Genomic DNA, 19122 nt, shown 5'->3' with positions numbered 1-19122 from the left:
TCGAAGACTAAAATTCTTACGCGCCTCCAATCAAAAAGGGAAGATTTGAAAAAACGCTGTTACAGACTCGTCACTAACAATCGACCCAACTGGTGCCGTAATTTCATGGCGGATTATGCTCCATGCCGACCTCTTCATTTATTCGCTGTGGACTGACGTTAGCATTCCTCGGCCTCGCCGCCGGCGCCGCGCGGGCGCAGGACGCGCCCTCGAGCGGCGGCGCCTTCATCGGGCGGCTCTTCGACGCGACCGGTTTGCGCACCCCGCCGCCGCCGGCGCAGGATTTCGTGCGCAACTCGCGGTCCGAGCAGTTGCAGTATCGCGCCTTCGACCCGACGCCGGTCAAAGATCCAAAGCGCAAGTCGGCTGCAGATCTGCGCGCCATGGGCGCGGGGCTCGAAGCGGCGGCGGCCGAGAACCGGCGCCGGGGGGGCCGCGTCGCCACGCCCGACGCGCCGGCCAAGCCCGCCCGTTAGCAGCGCACGACGAAGGAAATCAGATCGCCATCGACGAATCCGCTGAGAACGCCGGTCGCGGACGCGCCGCCCTCGCTCACCGCGCTCACATATTTGCCTGATAGAGCGTCGCCCTCCTGAACGAAGGTGGCGATCGAGCCGAGTTCTTTTTTTCTAGTCGCCGGAGAAATCCACGGGCGCTCCCGCGCCCCTTGCCGCGCGCACGACCGATTTTTCGAGAAGCATCTGCAAACTCCATCGGTAAAAATTTAACCTTGGCAGTTTGCAACAGGGCGCGGTTCGGCCCCACCGCTGCTTTCGCATCTGCACAAGTTTTGATGCGCGGCGGCGCTGGCGCGGGAACCCTGCGGCGGGGGCGCGCGGCAAGAGCCTTGCATGTCGCACAAAACCCTTCGACGAGGCTTCGCCATGGCCTTTGGACCCGACTCCCTGTTCGACTACGGACAAACCGACCCCGGCCTCGCCATTCTGCGCATGGCGGCGTTGCTCGCCGAAGCCGAGGACGAGCCGGACGAGGAAACGCTCGATCTGTTGTTTGAACAGGTCGAGGCCGGCCATCTCGTCGACGCCGACCCCGCGCGGATATGGCCGGAGCTGGCGCGCGGGCTGATGAGCCCGGCGCCGTCGAAACTGATCAAGACGCTGCGCGGCTGCGGCGCGCTCGTCGAAATCCTCCCCGAAGTCGCATCGCTGTTTGGCGTGCCGCAGATTTCCGATGGCGAGGACGAAGTCGATCTCGGCGAACATCTGATGCGATCGCTCGATGCGGCGGGCAAACGCGGCGCATCCCTGCCCGTGCGCTTCGCGCTGCTGGCGATGAATGTCGGCAAGTCGGATTCGCCGCGCGAACATCTTCCCGTGCATTACCGCCATGTCGAGCGCGGGCGCCCGCGCATCGAGGAGATCTGCGCGCGCTTTCGCCCGCCGGCGGAATGTAAGGCTCTCGCCCTGCTGGCGCTTGCTGAGTGCGAACGCGTGCATCGCGTTTCGAAAATGCGCGCCGGCCCTGTCGCCTTGATGCTCGAACGCTTGGGGGCGTTCGACGCGCCGGAGCGATTTCGCGACTTGATGATGGTCTGCGCCAGCGATTTTTGCGCCCATGAAGGCCGCGAGGGCCAGCCTTACCCCAAGGCGGCGCTGCTGGAGATCGCGCTCAAGGCCTGCGCCGAAATTGCGGAGAATGACCTTGAGGCGCGCCAGAGCGCCCGCGCCGAGGCGATCGCGCGGGCGTTTCGCTCGGAGCGCTGGGCGAGCGAGGTGGGGTAGTTTTCTCAGCAGCGCCAAGAGCGGACATCGCTTGCGGACATCGCTTGCGGACATTGCTTGCGGACATTGCTTGCGGACATTGCTTGCGGACCGGGCGTCACGCCAATTTTTGAAATGAGGCTGGCGCAAGCGTTGGCGTCCAACGCGCCACCCCGCCGTTGCGTTCCGCGCCCTGATGGGCGGGAACAAGCAAAGCGGGGCTGGCGTTATAAGGGTGGGCGTTGGGGTTGTGTCCAACACGGGCCTGGCTGAGCCCGGCCCAGGAGTTTTGCCAATGACGACCTCACGCAAGATCATGACTGCGGCGCTCGCCGCCGCGATCTCAATCACGATGCTGTCGATTTCGAGCCCAGCTTCCGCATGGCACCGCTGTGGTCGGGGTTTGGCGCCCGGCTACTACGGCATGGCGGTCGGCGCGGCGGTAACAAGCCCCTATAACTACGGCTATTACGGCTCCGCCTATCCATCGGGGTACGGCTATTACGGCGCAGCCGCTGCCGCGCCTGTCGCGAGCGAAGGATATTATTGCGCGACCGGCGTGAAGACCTGCCTGCTCCGCGAGCCCGGATGGCTCGGAACAGGTTGTTCCTGCGCAGTGTCGTGCGGCCGTGCACGCGGGATAGTTGAATAGAGCGTAGTAAATAACCTGCGGCCGAGACAAGCCATCGGCCGCAGTATTTCATTACAATATGAGGCGCGGCGCAGCGGTTTGAGCATTGTCTGCGCCAGCGATCTTGCGCCCGATTTTTGCGCCCGATTTTTGCGCCAACCCCGGCCGCGAGGGAAAGCCTTACCCGAAGGCGGCGCTGCTGAAGATCGCGCGAAAGGCCCGCGCCGACATTGCGGAGAACGACTCCTAGAGTGGCGCCAGCGATCGCGCGGGCGTTCCACGTCCTCGCGTCATGGAGCCGGTGCGAAGAGCCGCCGAATGGTGACCTGCAGCAGATCCGTCCACGCCCGGGCCAGATGTAATGGCCCGCGGTCATTCTCCAGCGACTGCCCCAAGGTCGTTTCACAATTTCCAGCCTGACGCGCTTCTCTCCAACGCGCCAATTTAGCGTCGCCGCGCTGGAACGCCGAAGTCTGCTCGCTTGAGACGCGCATCGGCGGGGCGCCCTTGAAGACAAAGCGCCGACGCGCCTCATGATAGGCGGGGTCAGGTCCAAAGAAATTCGCCCGCATCCACTGGAGCTCCTCGTCGCGATAACTCGCCAGTGGTTTGGCCAATTCGTCATCCAGCCGCCGCTGGAGTTTTTTCACCAGCCGCGCGGCGTAATCGGGCCCCTGCGCCAGCGCCATGGCGCGCAGCCTCAGCTCTTTTTCAAACATGTCCATCTCTTCGCCGAAGACCTCATCGAGAAAGCCGATCTCGCAAGCCTTCCGCGCGCCGAGAGGCTGGCAGCCCTGCGTAAGTTCCAGCGCTTTTTTTTGCCCAACGCGCTTTGGGAGCAAATAGGTCCAATATTCCGAACCGTAGAGCTCCCCCATGCTGCGGTAGTGAGGATTAAGAACAACGTTGGGCCGCGCAAAAACCTGATCGGCCGCCAACGCTAGAATCGCGCCGCCTGCGCCGGCGTTGCCGCGCATGCCCGCGATCACGATATGCGACATGGTGTTGATGACTTCATGCACCAGATCGTCCATGGCGTTGATGTTTCGCCACGACTCTTGAGCCGGATCAGCGCTCGCTTCGATCACGTTCAAATGGATGCCGTTCGACCAGAAATCGCGTCCGCCGAGCAGCACGATGACTCTGGTGGGACGCGAGCGGGCGTAAAGGAAAGCGTCGCGCAGACGCTTGCATTGCGCCGTGCTCATCGCGCCATTGTAAAAATCAAACGAGAGATAGCCGACTTTGTCTTCTTCGCGATAGACGATTTCCCTATACGTCTGATGATCGTCCGGCGCATCGATCGCCAGTGGCGCGTCGGGCGTATCGCGAAGGAGCGGACCCAACACCTGAGTAGCGGGCAGCTTGATTCCAGCAGCGGCGCAGAACTCTTCCGCGCATCGTTCGCAGCCAGCGCCGATCTGAGCCAGGCGGCAAATGTCACTGTGCGCCTGATCGCTCTTCGCCTTCAGATGGGAAATCCAAACAGCGCCGTCGACGGCGCCGATGCAGATCGCGCCATCACGCTGCGCGAGGATCTGAGCGGGCGCGCCTCTCAGGCGATCCTCTGCGTGAGCGCCGAAAAGGAAGCAGTCTATGCCCAGCAACTTGCTCAAAACGCCCGGAGCGCTGTCCGCGGCGCGCAACTTCCTGATAACGGTCGCCGCCGAGTCCTTTTCCCAATCAATAGAGCGATCCGCCTGCTTCATCGAGGGGCGAAGACGGCCTCGCGCGTATGCCATCGCCTCGGAGAGGGGCTCCGGCCGCCAGCCTCCAGACTGAACTTCGCCCCTCTCGATCCGCGCGATCGCTTCGAGCACGCCGCACAGAGCGGCTTCAGTCACGGGGCCGCGATAGAGACTGCTTTTGCTTGGCGGATCTGAATCGAGAGCAAATTCCAAAGAAGCCCAAATTGGCCCCGCGTCGAAATCCTCAGCGGCTTCCAGAATGGTGACGCCCCATGACTTTTCGTGGGTCGTGATGGCCCAGTCCAGCGACGACGGTCCTCGGTCGCCTTTGATGCCCGGATGCACAATCAGACATTTCGTGCGGGTATAAACTTCCGTTGGAATCGCGATCTTCAACATCGGCGCGACAATCAGATCCGGAGCGTGCTGCTCGGCGGATTCGATCATCTCAGCGCCACTGGCGACAACGCTCACCCGAATCTCGTGCCCTCGTTCGGCGAGTTCGACAAAGAGCCGCTGGCTGAGGCTGTTATGTGCGGAAGTCAAAAAGAGAATGCGCACGGGGTCCCTCCCATGTTGTCGTTGGCTCAATTTGAATGAAGCTTTTTGCGCCGAAATCGCCGTTACGCGGCTAAGTCAGGGGTCTAGCGTCGATCGGAAGCGCGCTCGGTAATCGGCAGGACTGGCGTCGAAAAGGCGCTGAAAAGTGCGTCGCATTCTCTCGGCGTTGCCGAAGCCGCATTCCATCGCAATCACCTCGATCAACGAATTCGTGTGCTCAAGCTTGGAGCGCGCCGCGTCCGCGCGCGCTCGTTCGGCGAATTCGGCGGGCGTCTGACCAGTCTCATTGCGGAACAGGCGCGAGAAACTGCGCTCGCTCATCGCCATGCGATCCGCCAGCGCGGAGACGCTCAGGTCCGCTTCAGGATGAGCCAGCATCCATGTCTGAAGTTCGCTGACCTCCGCTCGTAAAGGCTTGTCCAGTACGCCGGCGTGCCCCTTGAACTGCGATTGACCGCCCGGTCGCCTCGGGAATACCAGCAGCGCGCGTGCGACGCCGAGCATCGTTTCCCTACCCAGATCCTCCTCCACCAGAGATAGGGCTAGGTCGATACCTGCTGTGATCCCTCCTGATGTGTAAACATTCCCATCACGGACAAAGATGCGGCTCGCGTCGACTTCGATGGAGGGATACGCCTTCGCCAGACGGTCTGCATAAGTCCAGTGCGTTGTCGCGCGCCTGCGGTCCAAGAGGCCTGCTCGCGCTAGAACAAACGCGCCAGTGCAAATCGAAACGATCCGACGCGTCTTGGGCGCTATCGACCGCACCCATTCGAGGAGCGCAGAGTCTTCGATGACGGCTTCGCAACCCGTGCCACCCACAACGACTAAGGTGTCCAATCCCTCAACCATCTCGCCGTAGCTATGGGAGGCCATGATCTGCAGTCCGGACATCGTCCGAACAGGTCCCGCCGTTTGAGCGATCACGACGGAGTGGTAGGTCGGCGGCTTTCTCAGCACGCTCAACATAAGGTTGGCCCAATAGAACGTTTCGAATGGACCTGACAGATCTAGGCTCTGGCAATCGGGGTAGACTAAAAACCCGACCCGACGGAACCGAGCGTCTTCAGGGGATCGCTTTTTGGAGAATGCCTTTTCCATGACGTGATCGTCACGCGGGCCTCGACTCGCCGCAAGGACAAAATACCCTCGTTTTCGGCCAAGAAGTCGGGGCCTAAAGCGGCCCTGGCGTCTGCTTCAGCCCTTGGAGCACAGCGGGCCCTCCGCCACGTGCGGATTCGGAGCCTTCGGGCCGTTCCGCTGCACGCCCCGCCCCTCACCCTCGCTTCGCCCGCTTATGGGGAGAGGTTTGCAACCCGCGACGCTTCCCCGCTTCAGACTCGTCCTTTCCGATCGCCTCGGTTGCATCGCCTGTGCCCCGGCGCACTTTGTTAACCTAGCTGTCCGTGCTACCCGCAATTCGTTACGCGTGGACCTTGGGGGACCATGTTTTTGGGGGCATGTCATGACCATCATTGCAGCGAACCGCCGTAGATTTATGGGCGCGATGCTCCTGGCGAGCGCCGTCATCGCCGGGCGCCGCGCGTTCGGCGACGAGAAGATGGCGGAGATCGGCCGGCTCAAGCCGGGCGAGTTCATCTGGCGCCCCGAACTCGCCTTGAAGGGACCCGTCTCCGTCGTCGTGTCGCTTCCCCAGCAGCGCGTGCATGTCTATCGCAACGGCATCCGCATCGCCGCCTCCACCTGTTCGACCGGCAAGCCCGGACATACGACCCCGACCGGCGTCTTCGTCGTGCTGGAGAAGGACCGCAATCACCACTCGTCGCTCTACGACGACGCGCCGATGCCGAACATGAACCGCCTCACCTGGTCGGGCGTCGCGCTGCATGCCGGGAATCTTCCCGGCTATCCGGCCTCGCATGGCTGCGTGCGGCTGCCGGCGAAATTCTCCGAACTGCTGTTCGGCGTCACCCATATCGGCACGCCGGTCATCATCGCCGGCGCCCATACCGACCCCTGGGAGCTGACCCATCCCGGCATGGTGCTCAGCGGCTATGCCGAACAGGAGTTCGAGCAGGTGCTCTCGGGCCTCGAGGGCAAGAAACATCCCTCCGACTGGACGGAAGCCGAGAATTTCCCCGTCACCAGCGTCGTCGCCTCATCCGCCGATCATGTGATCGAGCTGATCGAGAACGACCATGTGGTGGCGAAATCCGTCCTTGGCTTGGAGGGCGGCGACAAGCTCGGCTCGCATGTGTTCGTGCTGAACGGCGCCGACCAGAATTCGCGCGGCATGCATTGGAGCGCGATCACGCATCATCACGAGGATGCGACGCTCGCGCCGGACCAGGATGTGATCCAGCGGCTTCGCGCCGACCCGTCTTTCAACGCGGCGATGCAGGCGCGCATGCATCCCGGCATGACCATGGTGCTGACCGACGCGCCGCTGTCGCCCGACAGCCGCTCGGGCAAGGATTTCGTCATCGTCACCACGGAGTGATGGGGGCGTCGGACGTCGGCGAAGGACAAGGGTGAGGAAGAATACGCGAAAACGGGCTTCCTCGCCCTTCGAGACGCGTGCTGCGCACGCTCCTCAGGATGAGGAAGCCCTCCGATCGGCCCAGGAGCCCTGGCGCCCGCCCCTGACGCCCGCGCCAAAATGCGCTAGACTTCCCGCTTCGCGCCTTCCGGAACAAAGCCAGTATGTCGGATTTCTATCGCATCAAGCGTCTGCCCCCTTATGTCTTCGAGCAGGTGAACCGCCTCAAGGCGCGCGCCCGCGCCGGCGGCGCCGACATCATCGACCTCGGCATGGGCAATCCCGACCTGCCCGCCCCCAAACATGTCATCGACAAGCTCGTCGAGACCGCCGGCAAGCCGCGCACCGACCGCTATTCGGCCTCCAAGGGCATCGCCGGGCTGCGCCGGGCGCAGGCGGGCTATTACGCGCGCCGCTTCGGCGTGGCGCTCGACCCCGAATCGCAGGTCGTCGCGACGCTCGGCTCCAAGGAGGGCTTCGCCAATATGGCGCAGGCCATCACCGCGCCGGGCGACGTGGTGCTGGTCCCGAATCCCTCCTACCCGATCCACGCCTTCGGCTTTCTGATGGCCGGCGGCGTCATCCGCTCGGTGCCCTCGGCGCCGACGCCCGACTATTTCGTCGCGCTGGAGCGCGCGATCATCCACTCGATTCCCAAGCCCATCGCGGTCATCGTTTGCTTTCCGTCAAACCCGACGGCGGAGGTGGCCTCGCTCGACTTCTACAGAGACCTCGTCGCCTTCGCGAAGAAGCACGAAATTTTCGTGCTCTCCGACCTCGCCTACGCCGAGGTCTATTTCGACGACAACCCGCCGCCGTCCGTGCTGCAGGTGCCGGGCGCGATGGATGTGACGGTCGAATTCACCTCGATGTCGAAGACCTTCTCGATGGCCGGCTGGCGCATCGGCTTCGCCGTCGGCAATGAGCGGCTGCTGTCGGCGCTGGCGCGGGTGAAGTCCTATCTCGACTATGGCGCCTTTACCCCGGTGCAGGTGGCGGCGGCGGCGGCGCTCAACGGCTCGGACGATTGCGTGCGCGAGATGCGCGCGATCTACAAGCGGCGGCGCGACGTGATGGTCGAGAGCTTCGCGCAGGCGGGCTGGCATATTCCGGCGCCGCGCGCCTCGATGTTCGCCTGGGCGCCGGCGCCCGAGCGCTTCCGCAATATTTCGACGCTCGAATTTTCAAAGCTCCTCATCGAGAAGGCCGACGTCGCGGTCGCGCCGGGCGAGGGCTTCGGCGAACATGGCGAGGGTTTCGTCCGGCTCGCGCTGGTCGAGAATGAGCAGCGCATCCGCCAGGCGGCGCGTAACCTGCGCCGCTTCTTCGAATCGGCGGATACGCAGCTCCACAATGTGGTGCCGCTCGCCGCGCGGGGGTGACGCCGTCGCAATGAAACGCAACGCGTGAGAGCGCCAGTGGCCGATCCCAACGACATCTATAACTGGCTGCGTCTCGATGAACGCACCACCACGTCCGGCCAGCCGACGCAAGCGCAGTTCGATGAGATCGCCGCGCTTGGCGTGCGCGAAATCATCAATCTCGCTCCCGCGACCAGTGAGAAGGCGCTCAAGAACGAAGCCGAGATTCTGGCGGCGCTCGGCCTGCGCTACACGCATATTCCGGTCGACTTTCAAAATCCCACAGAAGAGGATTTCGATCGCTTCCGCGCGGTTTTTGAAGCCGCCGGCGACTCAGCGACGCATGTCCACTGCATCGCCAACTACCGGGTCTCGGCTTTCCTCTATCTTTATCGAATCAGCGCAGGCATGGAAGAGGCGCGCGCCCGCGCCGACCTCGACAAAATATGGACGCCCAACCCGGTTTGGGCCGCCTTCATCGAGCGGATGCGGGCTCGAAATAGCGCTCAATGATGCGCGCATAGACTGCGCAGAGCCCGTCGATATCGGCGACGCGGGCGTTCTCGTCGACGGCGTGAATCGTCTCATTGGTGAGACCGAACTCCAGCACCGGACAATAATTGACGATGAAGCGCGCATCGGAGGTGCCGCCGGTCGTCGAGAGTTCGGGCGTCCGGCCCGTCACCTGCCGCACGGCGTCAGCCACGAGTTCGGTGAAGTGGCCGGGCTTGGTGATGAAGGAGTGGGCGTTCGACGGCGGGAATTCGACTTCGACATTCGCGGTCGGCGCCGCTTCCTTGATCACCTGCAGAATGCGCTCTTTCAGCGACTCATGCGTCCAGACGTCGTTGAAGCGGATATTGAACTGCGCGCGCGCTTCGCCGGGAATGACGTTGACGGCCGGATTGCCGATGTCGATCGTCGAGAATTCGAGATTGGAGCGCTCGAAATGCGTCGTGCCCTTGTCGAGCTCGTGCCCGGAGAGCGCAGCGACGATGCGCGCGATGATCGGCGCCGGATTTTCGGCGCGCTGCGGATAGGCGACATGGCCCTGCTTGCCAATGACGCGAATGCGTCCGCTGAGCGAACCGCGCCGGCCGATCTTGATCATGTCGCCGAGCGTCGAGGCGTTGCTTGGCTCGCCGACGATGCAGTGATCGAAGCGCTCGCCGCGCGCCGCCGCCCATTCAATCAGCTTCACCGTGCCATTGATCGACACGCCCTCCTCATCGCCGGTGATGAGCAGCGAGAGCGTTCCGTGCGGCGCGCCACGCCGCTCGACATAGGCGAGCGCCGCGGCGGCGAATGCGGCGATGGCGCCCTTCATGTCGGAGGCGCCGCGGCCATAGACGCGCCCGTCGGAAACTTCTGCCGAAAAGGGTTCGAAGCGCCAGCGCGCGGGATCGCCCGGCGGCACGACGTCGGTATGGCCGGCGAAGGCGAGATGCGGCGCGCCTGATCCGATCTTGGCGAAGAGATTGTCGATGTCGGGCGTGCCCGGCGCGGAGAAGACGATGCGATGCGTCTCGAATCCCGCCGACTTCAGCGCCTTCTCGACAACGTCGAGCGCGCCGGCGTCGGCCGGCGTCACGGACGGGCAGCGAATGAGTTCGCGCGTGAGCGCGACAGCGCGGGATTCGGTCATTCTAGAAGGCTTTCGGCAGCCCCGCCCGTTTCAAGACCTCATTCGCCGTATGACGCGATTTGGTCGTGCGAGGCAATGTGAAATTCCGGTTCGTGATCGGACTATGCCAGATCTCATGGCTGCCCTTGCCAGCGCGCACCAAATTACACCCGGCGGCGACAAGAAGCGCTACGATCTGCGGATAGAACTCGGCCATTAGCCGGCGGCGAGCGCGAGATGCGTCTCCGCCTTAAAAGAAAGCGAAACTTCCCGCAAGCCTGCCGCGTCGAGCTCGAGCAACTCAGGCAAGACAGCGCGAACTTCGTCGATCATCGACTGCCAGGAGGCCGCCTCGACGACCAGTCCCGGCGCGTCGCGGCTAGTCGCGATCCAGACGTGCACATCGTCGTCCCAGCGGGCGTCAATCTGGATCGGCGTGGTCATGCGAGAAAAATCGGTCGGAGCGACCAATATGTCAAGTAACGACGGCAGCGCTCAAGCGGAACGAACGTTTCCTCATTGCGCAGCGGCATCATCCTCCCGCCAACCCAATTCATAGATGGTCCACAGAGCGGCGGCGACAAAGAGCGCGTCGACGCCCCAGACATACCAGCGCGACATGACCTCGGCGACGCGCGGCTGCAGAAAATGCGCGGCGCCGGCAAGCAATGCAAGAAGCGGCGCGAGGCTCGCGAGGCCGAGCGGCGGGTTGAGGCCGCGGTCGCGACAGCGCTTGGCCGAAAGATTGATGAAGCTCACGACGATCAACATCACGGCGAAGGCGTAAAAGATGACATAGGCATAGGCGAGGATCGTCATCGGCGCGAAGAAGGGCGTCGTCGCCAGATCGTGGACCGAATAGGGCGCAAGCGCGAACCAGATCAGCGTCAGCGGCAAGAGAACGGCGACGAGCGCGCCGGCGCCGCGCCGCCAGGTCGCGCGGTCGATCCGGCCCTGTTCCGTTTGATAGAGAAAGCGCAGGCGCTCCGCGTCCATCAATCCCTCAAGAGCTCGTTGATGCCCGTCTTGCTGCGCGTCTGCGCGTCGACCGTCTTGACGATCACTGCGCAATAGAGCGACGGGCCAGGCGTCCCGTCCGGCAAGGGCTTGCCCGGCAGACTGCCGGAGACGACCACCGAATAGGGCGGCACATAGCCGACATGGATCTTTCCGGTGGCGCGGTCGATGATCTTGGTCGAGGCGCCGATGAAAACGCCCATCGACAGCACCGAACCCTTGCCGACGATAACGCCTTCGACGACCTCGGAGCGCGCGCCGATGAAGCAATCATCCTCGATGATGGTCGGGTTCGCCTGCAGCGGCTCCAGCACGCCGCCAATGCCGACGCCGCCGGAAAGATGCACATTCTTGCCGATCTGCGCGCAGGAGCCGACGGTGACCCAGGTGTCGACCATCGTGCCGCTGTCGACATAGGCGCCGAGATTGACGAAGGAGGGCATCAATATCGCGCCGGGCGCCACATAGGCGGAGTGGCGCACGATCGCGCCGGGCACGGAGCGAAAACCCGCAGCGCCATGTTCGGCCGCGCCCCAGCCGACGAATTTCGAGGGGACCTTGTCCCACCAGGTCGCGCCGCCCGGCCCGCCGGCGATCACCGCCATGTCATTGAGGCGGAAGGACAGCAGCACGGCCTTTTTCAGCCATTGATTGACCTGCCAGCTTTCAGCGCCTTCCATGCCTTCGATCTTTTCGGCGACGCGCAGCTTGCCTGCGTCGAGCAGACGCAGCGCGCTGTCGACGGCGCGGCGGATGTCGCCCTGGGTCTCGGCGGTGATATTGGCGCGATCCTCGAAAGCGGCGGTGATGAGCGTCTCAAGTCCCGTGTGCGGCATGAAATTCCCGAAAATGATGCGGTGAAGGCTGGCGCGGTTGTAAGACTATGGCGAGGGGAGTTCAACACGGGGCGCGGATGGCCGGACCACAGGCGATGATGATGGTCGCGCAATGAAGAGAAACATGGCGCGCCCTCTCCGCGTCATGCCCGGCCTTGTGCCGGGCATCCACGCGGCGCCGTGACGCAAGTCCCGCGGCATTGGCGCGACGTCCCGACGTGGATGGCCGGGACAAGCCCGGCCATGACGCGGAAACAGTGCGCCAGCGCCGCGGCGAAAAGCTATCCGTTCGAAGTCGCGCTCGCGGGCGCGAAGCCCTCCGCCGCGCTCGCCGATCAGGTGAAGAGTCTCGATTGGCGCGCGCGCAAGGCAAGAAGAAAGGCGCAGCGACGAAGGTGGAAGTGGCGTTGGCGCTCGCGAAGGCAAGAGCGCTGTTGGCTTAGCTAAGAGTTTTTCTTTCGCGGACGAAAATGCGCGTCGGTCGGTAACTTCGAGGCTGGCCTTAGCTCTTCGTCCATTCCACTCATGTAAAAGAAATGATTGTCTGCTGCGAATACGCGCCTATCCGAGTGCGCGATGATAATCGAATTCACATGTGCAACTCCCTTTTCGTTTATTGGTAGGCACTCCTCTTGTCCCTCGAATTTGCCAACAATTGCGAGATGTCGTCCTAAGGGCACAGTTACCGACGTGTTGCGGAGCCCGAAGCCAGGTCGATATAGACCACCCCGAAATTCGGGGTCGTCCAACGTCAAGCAGACGGGATCGTCAGATGTAAGGAATCCCGGCGATGCCAAAGGAGCTCTCAAGATCATCCATTTCCTGCAAATAAGGAGCGGTAACAAAGTATCTAAACTATGTACCTCCATTTTAATATGAGCTTCGTTCTGCAATTCCAGTTTGAATCCCTTCTCCTCGACCATCTTGCGGACGTTATCATAAGGAACCTCATGCCCCGGTTCGTATCCATCTCTTTTCATTTTTTCCAGGTGTCGTTCCCATCTATCCTTGTTAGCCGTCAAGATATCGAGAATCACGTAAGAAACTCTTTCGTGAAAATCACGCCACACTTCACGCAAGCGTGGATTACGCATTGCCATTGTACCTATTAGGTTCATAACAAGGATACGGTCCTCGTCATTCTGGAACCTCCCGGTTTCGAGCAGGCGGAAAAGCGCCGGCGCTACTTCAGCCTCAAATGCCGCCATACCTTTCTCAAAGGCATCGGGCGAGTGCCCATCTACAGAGATGGTGTTGAAGTCGTATTCGACAGCGACACCGGTGATATTCGATTGATAGGTCCTCCCCCCACGTTCATAGACGTGCACATAATGCTCGCGTCCACGTTTGCGGGGCTTGCTGAAGCCTTTCAAATAAAAGCGCGGAATATAGTGGTGGCGGCGAGCGGTCGACATACGAATAGCTATTATCTGACCTGAGGACGTTTTTTTGCTAGAGTCGGCATACGATGGGTGCAGGCGACACTATCCTACCAACCCCTCCAAAAATCCCACCAAATCATCCGTGACGAAATCCACATGCGGCTCGTCGCCGGTGGCGATCTCCCAGGCTTCGCGCTCGGGACCTTCGTCATGGGCCGGCAGCACCAGAACCGTCGTCATGCCGCGCGCATGCGGCACGACGAGATTGCGGTCGATGTCCTCGAAGATCGCGGCGCGCGTGGGTTCGATCTTCAGCTTCTCGAAAAAGCGCATATAGGCGCCCTCATCCGGCTTGGCGATGAACTCGGCGGCGATGATGTCGAAAATATCCTCAAAAACATGGTCGATGCCGAGCTGCTTCGCGGTTTCGACGGCGTGATGGCGCGAGCCATTGGTGAGGATGAGCTTGCGTCCGGGCAGCGCGGCGATCGCCTCCGCCAGCGAATGATTATGCGCCAGCGACGAGCGGTCGATGTCGTGCACAAAGGCCAGATAGGCCTCGGCGTCGATCCCATGTTCGGTCATCAGCCCGCGCAGCGTCGTGCCGTACTGTCGATAATAGTGTTTCTGCAAGGCGCGCAGCGAAATGGCGTCGAGGCCGAACAGCCGCATCATGAACAGCGTGATGCGCGCGTCGATCTTGGGCCAGAGGTCGGCGGTCTGCGGATAGAGCGTATTGTCGAGATCGAACACCCAGGTGTCGATCTCGGCGAAGCGCGATGTCTCGGGCGAGAGTTTGGTCATTGCATCAGTCGCCGCAGGTCATTCCCGCGGAAGCGGGAATCCAGTGCAAGGCGAGCGATCGTTGTGGCTGCCCTGAATTCCCGATCGCGCCTCGCGCGTCGGGAATGACGCTGATTCATCGCGCTAGTATCTCCTCGACCCATGACGGAACGATCTCGCTGGCGCGGCCATAGCGCCGCTCGTCGAATTGGGCGGCGTTCTCCGAGGGTTCGAGATTGACCTCGCAGCAGCGCAGACCTCTTGCGCGCGCCTCGCGCACGAAGCCCGCCGCCGGATAGACCGCGCCCGACGTGCCGATGGCGACGAAGCGATCCGCCCTCTCCAGCGCCGCATAGATCTCTTCCATATAGAGCGGCGTCTCGCCGAACCAAACGACATGCGGCCGCAACGCGCCATCGCAGCCGCAGCGCGAATCGGTCGACAGCTCTTCCCGGCAATCGCGCACCGCGCCGCATGAGGCGCAGCGCGCCTTGAGCAATTCGCCGTGCATATGAATGACGCGCTTCGAACCGGCGCGCTCATGCAGATCGTCGATATTCTGCGTCACCAAAGTCATTGAGTCGCCGCGCTGCGCGAGCCCCGCCTCGAGCCGCGCCAGCGCAATATGTGCGGCGTTTGACGCAGCGGCGATGAGATTGCGCCGACGCGCATTATAGAACTCATGCACCAGCGCCGGATCGCGCATGAAGGCTTCGGGCGTCGCGAGCTGCATCGGATCGTAGCGCTTCCACAGCGCCGCGCCCGTCCCGCGAAAGACGCCGAGGCCGCTTTCGGCGGAGACGCCCGCGCCGGTGAGGATGAAGAGGTTCACTGAATGGCCCTCATCCGACCCTCGCTACGCGAGGGCCACCTTCTCCCGCAAGCGGGAGAAGGGCAAGCGCCAATCATCGCCGCAAACGCAATGGCGAAGCGTCGCCGTTCTTCCTTCTCCCGCAAGCGGGAGAAGGTGTCGCCACGCAGTGGCGACGGATGAGGGCTTCGTTCGTCACCTTGTGATCAGCGTTCCCGCGCCGTGATCGGTCAGCAATTCGATCAGCACGGCGTGCGGCAGTTTCCCGTCGAGAATGACGACGCCCTCGACGCCGCGCTCGATGGCGTACATGCAGGTCTCGACCTTCGGAATCATGCCGCCGGTGATCACGCCCTCAGCGATGAGGCCGGGAATGTCGCCGACCTTCAGCTCTTGGATGATCTGCTTATCCTTGTCGAGCACGCCCGGCACGTCGGTGAGGAAGATGAGGCGCTTGGCGTGAAGCGCGCCGGCGATCGCGCCGGCGAAGGTGTCGGCGTTGACGTTATAGCTCTCGCCGCGCGGGCCTTCGGCGACGGGCGCCAGCACCGGAATGAGCTCGCGACCCAGCACCTGATCGAGCACCGTCGTGTCGACCTTGTCGGGTTCGCCGACAAAGCCGAGGTCGACGCCGTCGGGGCGCTCGAGCTTCTTGGCGGTGACCATGCGGCCGTCCTTGCCGGTCAGCCCGATGGCGCGTCCGCCTTCCGAATTGATGTAGCCGACGATCTGCTTGTTGATGGAGCCCGCGAGCACCATTTCGACAACGTCCATCGTCTCTTCGTCGGTGATGCGCAGGCCGTCGGCGAAGCGCGACTCGACGCCGAGCCGCTTCAGCATCGCGCCGATTTGCGGCCCGCCGCCATGCACGACGACAGGATTCACCCCGGACTGTTCGAGCAGCACCATGTCGCGGGAAAAATCGCGCGCCACCTGATCGTCGCCCATGGCGTGGCCGCCGTATTTCACCACGACGATGGCGTCGTCGTAGCGCAGCATATGCGGCAGCGCCTGCATGAGAATGCGGGCTTGCTGGAGCGCGGTGTCAACGGCGTCGGTCATCATGGAGCCTCGCGGGGCGCCACCCTCTCTCTAAAGAGAGAGGGTCGGTCCGGAGGACCGGGGTGAGGGGATGAATTCTTGTTGCACATACGCTGCGCCGGCCGAAGCGAGGGGCGCCCCTCACCCGGCCGCTTCGCGGCCACCCTCTCCCCACGGGAGAGGGTTATGCGCCCAACTAGCCCGCCGCGCCCGTCGCATTCAAGCGTTTCGTTCGGAAAGAAGCCGCGCCACGGCGCCGCGAAGTTCGGGAATCCCCTCGCCGCTGTGCGCCGAGGTGAAAATCACTTCAGGAAAGGCGGCCGGGCGCTTCTCCAGCGCTTTCGTCGTCGCGGCGATGACGTCCGCGCGCTCGGCCATCTTCAATTCGTCATGCTTGGTCAGAATGACCTGATAGGAGACGGCCGACTGATCGAGGAGATCGAACATCTCTTCGTCGAGAGGCTTCACGCCGCGGCGCCCATCGACGAGCACGAAGACGCGGGCGAGGCTGGCTCTCCCCCTCAGATAGTCGCGCATCAGCTGCGACCAGTTCGCGACCTTTTCCTTGCCGACGGCCGCATAGCCGTAGCCGGGCATGTCGACGAGGCGCAGCCGCTCCGCGTCCGGCCCGCCGCCGAGCGCAAAGAAGTTGAGCTGCTGCGTGCGCCCCGGCGTGTTGGAGACGCGGGCGAGCGTCTTGCGCTTCGTCAGGGCGTTGAGCAGCGAGGATTTGCCGACGTTGGAGCGCCCGGCGAAGGCGATCTCCGGCGGGCCGATGACCGGCAGATCGCTCGCCTTGGCGCTCGCGAAAATGAAGTCGCAGGGGCCGGCGAAAAGGAGGCGGCCCTGCTCGGTGAAGTCGGTCTCGGCTGTTTCTTGCATGAGATCGGCAGTCGGCGTTCGGCAATCGGCAGTCGGCTTGTCTACTGCCGACCGCCTAAGCCCGACTGCCGTCCCTAGGCCCGCTGAAACGTCTTGCGCAGATTGTCCCAGAACTCGAACTTCACGCCGGCGCGCTTCATGATGACGCCCTGCTGCACGATGGACAGGAGATTGTTCCACGTCCAGTAGATCAGCAGGCCGGAGGCGAAGCCGCCCATGGTGAAGGTGAAGATCACCGGCATCCAGGCGAACATCGTCTTCTGAATCTCGTCGGCGGGCTCCGGATTCATCTTCATCTGCAGCCACATCGAGACGCCCATCAGCAGCGGCCAGACGCCGAGCGCGAGATAGGGGCCGAAGATCGCGACATGCGTCGGGTCGAAGGGCAGCACCCCGAACAGGTTGAAGACGTTGGTCGGGTCGGGCGCCGAAAGGTCCTTGATCCAGCCGAAGAACGGCGCGTGACGCATTTCGATCGTCACGACCAGCACCTTATAGAGCGAGAAGAACACCGGGATCTGCACGATCACCGGCAGACAGCCGCTCGCGGGGTTAACCTTCTCCCGCTTGAAGAGCTCCATCTGCTCCATGTTGAACTTGTGCTTGTCGTCGCCGTATTTTTCCTTCAGCTCTTTGATCCTTGGCTGAATCGCCTTCATTTTGGCGATCGACTGATAGCTTTTGTTGGCGAGCGGCAGGAAGGCGAGCTTGACGATAACGGTCACCGCCAGAATGGCGAGGCCGAAATTGCCTAGGAGCTTATAGAGAAAGTCGATCAGCCGGAACATCGGCCGGGTGATGAAGTAGAACCATCCCCAGTCGATCAGAAGATCGAAGCGTTTCAGGCCAGGACTCGTCTTATAGGCGTCGAGCACGTCGACGACTTTGGCGCCGGCGAAGACATAGGTCGTCGCCTCCGCCGATTTCCCGGGCTCGACCGTCTTCTGGTCGCTGACCGTATCGGCCTGGTAGGTTTTCACCGCGCCGCCCATCGAGGCGTAACGCGCCTCCATGGGCAGGTTCTGGTCGGGCGCGACGACGGCCGCCCAATATTTGTCCGTCAGCCCAACCCAGCCGCCGACCCCCTTGAAGATCTTGACCGCGTTGTCTTCCTTCTCGATCTTGTCGTAGGTGACTTCCTGTCCCGCATCGCCGACGACGCCGACGAAGCCTTCGTGCAACGCCGCATAGCCCGCGGATGGCGGGTGGCCGACGCGGCTCACGCGCGCGTAGTTAAAAAGCGTGATGGGATTGGCCGCCTTGTTTTCGACGCTGTCCTTGACGGTGAAGAGATATTCGTCGTCGACCGAGATGACGCGCTTGAAAACGAGGCCGCGGCCATTGTCCCAGGTCAGCGTCACCGGCTTTGCCGTCGTCAGCACGTCGGCATCCGCGGTCCAAAGCGTCTCGGTGGTCGGCAGAACCGGCGCATTTTCCGTTTCGGCGGTCAGATAGCCGAGCTCCGCGTAATAGGGGCTGGGCCCGTCTTCGGGCGAGAGCAGCGTGATGATCGGGCTCGAGGGGTCGACGGTCTCGCGATAATTCTTCAAGGAGACGTCGTCGATGCGCCCGCCCTTCAGCGCGATCGAGCCGGAGATTGATCGGGTGTCGATGGCGATTCGCGGGCTCAGCGCCAGCGCTTCGGCGCGGGTCTTGGGCGCGACCTTAACGGGCGGCGCGGCCGCCGTCTTCTGCTCGGGCGCGCCGAGCTTGGGAACCTGCGCCAGACGCTCCTGCTGCGTCTGCGCCCGGCGCTGCTTGTCGATCTCGGGGAAGGCGTAAAAATAGTCCCACAGGCCGATGAAGACCAGCGACAGCGCCGCGGCGAGGATCATGTTCTTAACGTTTTCACTCATGGCCGCGTAAGCCTGTCTTCCTGTTTGCGTCTCGGATGCGCCGCGCCGCGATCGTTCAATCTGGCGAGTCCTTCAGTCATCTGCGCGAGCAGTTCGGCGAATGGCGCGGAGAGGGACACGGGCCGCGCGACGAAGACGTAATCGCGACCCGGCTTCGCGCCAAGGGCGCCGCCGAGCCGCAGCGCCTCGCGCAGCCTACGGCGAATGCGGTTGCGGCCCACCGCCCCGGCGACCTTCCGCGTGACGGTGAGGCCGAAACGGGCCGGCGCATGCGAGTCGCTGATCTCCCGCGGGGCCATCTGCACCGTGAAGGCGGGCAGGGCGACGCGCGCGCCGCGCGCCGCGCGCACGAAATCCGCGCGCCGGCGCAGAGTCTCCGGGCGCGGGGATTTCTCATCTTCGGCGGGGACTTGCGCCTTCATGCAGTC

General features: G+C 63.0%; 20 protein-coding genes. 6 read left to right on the top strand and 14 right to left on the bottom strand.

Annotated features, from left to right (window positions below; all coding sequences use genetic code 11):
* The first annotated feature begins 122 nt into the window (after window positions 1-122).
* From BN69_RS18555 to BN69_RS18895, 3 genes are all read left to right on the top strand, one after another.
* Window positions 123-476, top strand: a complete 354-nt coding sequence (locus tag BN69_RS18555; protein WP_014892297.1) for a hypothetical protein — start codon at window positions 123-125, stop codon at window positions 474-476.
* Window positions 477-851: 375 nt separating this feature from the next.
* A complete protein-coding gene (locus tag BN69_RS14050; protein WP_244434959.1) occupies window positions 852-1742 on the top strand; it encodes a tRNA nucleotidyltransferase/poly(A) polymerase-related protein in 891 nt (296 codons plus the stop codon).
* Window positions 1743-2016: 274 nt separating this feature from the next.
* Window positions 2017-2373 (top strand): hypothetical protein, encoded by a 357-nt coding sequence (locus BN69_RS18895; protein ID WP_014892294.1) that lies wholly within the window; start codon window positions 2017-2019, stop codon window positions 2371-2373.
* Window positions 2374-2642: 269 nt separating this feature from the next.
* Here the strand turns inward: BN69_RS18895 and BN69_RS14045 are convergent, their stop codons facing one another.
* The gene (locus tag BN69_RS14045; RefSeq protein WP_148277126.1) at window positions 2643-4487 is read right to left on the bottom strand and encodes an enoyl-CoA hydratase-related protein; all 1845 of its coding nucleotides are present in this window, start codon (window positions 4485-4487) and stop codon (window positions 2643-2645) included.
* 189 nt (window positions 4488-4676) lie between these two features.
* Window positions 4677-5702, bottom strand: coding sequence for a GlxA family transcriptional regulator (locus BN69_RS14040; protein WP_014892292.1), 1026 nt, complete (start codon window positions 5700-5702; stop codon window positions 4677-4679).
* Between the two features lie 364 nt (window positions 5703-6066).
* Between BN69_RS14040 and BN69_RS14035 the strand changes: the two genes are divergently transcribed.
* The 3 genes from BN69_RS14035 to BN69_RS14025 all read left to right on the top strand — a co-directional run bounded on the left by BN69_RS14035 (window position 6067) and on the right by BN69_RS14025 (window position 8975).
* Complete coding sequence (locus tag BN69_RS14035) at window positions 6067-7062, top strand: L,D-transpeptidase (RefSeq protein WP_014892291.1); 996 nt, start codon at window positions 6067-6069, stop codon at window positions 7060-7062.
* A gap of 203 nt (window positions 7063-7265) precedes the next feature.
* Window positions 7266-8483 carry an LL-diaminopimelate aminotransferase gene (locus BN69_RS14030; protein ID WP_014892290.1) on the top strand — a complete coding sequence of 406 codons (1218 nt, stop codon included), beginning with the start codon at window positions 7266-7268 and terminating at the stop codon, window positions 8481-8483.
* A 36-nt stretch (window positions 8484-8519) separates the two neighbouring features.
* Complete coding sequence (locus BN69_RS14025; protein WP_158491323.1) at window positions 8520-8975, top strand: protein tyrosine phosphatase family protein; 456 nt, start codon at window positions 8520-8522, stop codon at window positions 8973-8975.
* On the opposite strand, the gene dapE is transcribed toward BN69_RS14025, so the two are convergent.
* From dapE to rnpA, 12 genes are all read right to left on the bottom strand, one after another.
* Window positions 8938-10107 carry a succinyl-diaminopimelate desuccinylase gene (dapE, locus tag BN69_RS14020; protein ID WP_014892288.1) on the bottom strand — a complete coding sequence of 390 codons (1170 nt, stop codon included), beginning with the start codon at window positions 10105-10107 and terminating at the stop codon, window positions 8938-8940. The two genes, BN69_RS14025 and dapE, sit on opposite strands and share 38 nt — an antisense overlap.
* A gap of 1 nt (window position 10108) precedes the next feature.
* Complete coding sequence (locus BN69_RS14015; RefSeq protein ID WP_014892287.1) at window positions 10109-10303, bottom strand: type II toxin-antitoxin system HicA family toxin; 195 nt, start codon at window positions 10301-10303, stop codon at window positions 10109-10111.
* Window positions 10303-10530, bottom strand: coding sequence for a DUF1902 domain-containing protein (locus tag BN69_RS14010; RefSeq protein ID WP_041927400.1), 228 nt, complete (start codon window positions 10528-10530; stop codon window positions 10303-10305). The genes BN69_RS14015 and BN69_RS14010 overlap by 1 nt, the downstream gene beginning before the upstream one ends.
* 72 nt (window positions 10531-10602) lie before the next feature.
* Window positions 10603-11082: a hypothetical protein gene (locus BN69_RS14005; RefSeq protein ID WP_014892285.1), complete on the bottom strand. Its 480-nt coding sequence runs from the start codon at window positions 11080-11082 to the stop codon at window positions 10603-10605.
* Window positions 11082-11939: a 2,3,4,5-tetrahydropyridine-2,6-dicarboxylate N-succinyltransferase gene (dapD, locus tag BN69_RS14000; RefSeq protein ID WP_014892284.1), complete on the bottom strand. Its 858-nt coding sequence runs from the start codon at window positions 11937-11939 to the stop codon at window positions 11082-11084. The genes BN69_RS14005 and dapD overlap by 1 nt, the downstream gene beginning before the upstream one ends.
* A 443-nt stretch (window positions 11940-12382) precedes the next feature.
* On the bottom strand, window positions 12383-13354 hold the full coding sequence (locus BN69_RS13990) for a DUF4238 domain-containing protein (RefSeq protein WP_014892282.1): 972 nt from the start codon (window positions 13352-13354) through the stop codon (window positions 12383-12385).
* Window positions 13355-13423: 69 nt separating this feature from the next.
* Entirely contained in the window at window positions 13424-14125 is a 702-nt protein-coding gene (locus BN69_RS13985) for a pyrimidine 5'-nucleotidase (protein WP_014892281.1), read from the bottom strand.
* A 115-nt stretch (window positions 14126-14240) separates the two neighbouring features.
* Window positions 14241-14936 carry an NAD-dependent deacylase gene (locus BN69_RS13980; protein ID WP_014892280.1) on the bottom strand — a complete coding sequence of 232 codons (696 nt, stop codon included), beginning with the start codon at window positions 14934-14936 and terminating at the stop codon, window positions 14241-14243.
* Window positions 14937-15110: 174 nt separating this feature from the next.
* Window positions 15111-15977, bottom strand: a complete 867-nt coding sequence (gene argB, locus BN69_RS13975) for an acetylglutamate kinase (protein WP_014892279.1) — start codon at window positions 15975-15977, stop codon at window positions 15111-15113.
* A 198-nt stretch (window positions 15978-16175) separates the two neighbouring features.
* The gene (gene yihA / locus BN69_RS13970; RefSeq protein WP_014892278.1) at window positions 16176-16838 is read right to left on the bottom strand and encodes a ribosome biogenesis GTP-binding protein YihA/YsxC; all 663 of its coding nucleotides are present in this window, start codon (window positions 16836-16838) and stop codon (window positions 16176-16178) included.
* A gap of 74 nt (window positions 16839-16912) precedes the next feature.
* Window positions 16913-18694 (bottom strand): membrane protein insertase YidC, encoded by a 1782-nt coding sequence (yidC, locus tag BN69_RS13965; RefSeq protein WP_014892277.1) that lies wholly within the window; start codon window positions 18692-18694, stop codon window positions 16913-16915.
* Window positions 18691-19116, bottom strand: a complete 426-nt coding sequence (rnpA, locus tag BN69_RS13960; protein ID WP_014892276.1) for a ribonuclease P protein component — start codon at window positions 19114-19116, stop codon at window positions 18691-18693. The genes yidC and rnpA overlap by 4 nt, the downstream gene beginning before the upstream one ends.
* Window positions 19117-19122 lie beyond the last annotated feature (6 nt).

The organism is Methylocystis sp. SC2 (assembly GCF_000304315.1).
Classification (GTDB): Bacteria; Pseudomonadota; Alphaproteobacteria; order Rhizobiales; family Beijerinckiaceae; genus Methylocystis.
Note: the sequence above shows the minus strand (reverse complement) of the source record. Positions and strands in the feature narration are given on the sequence as shown.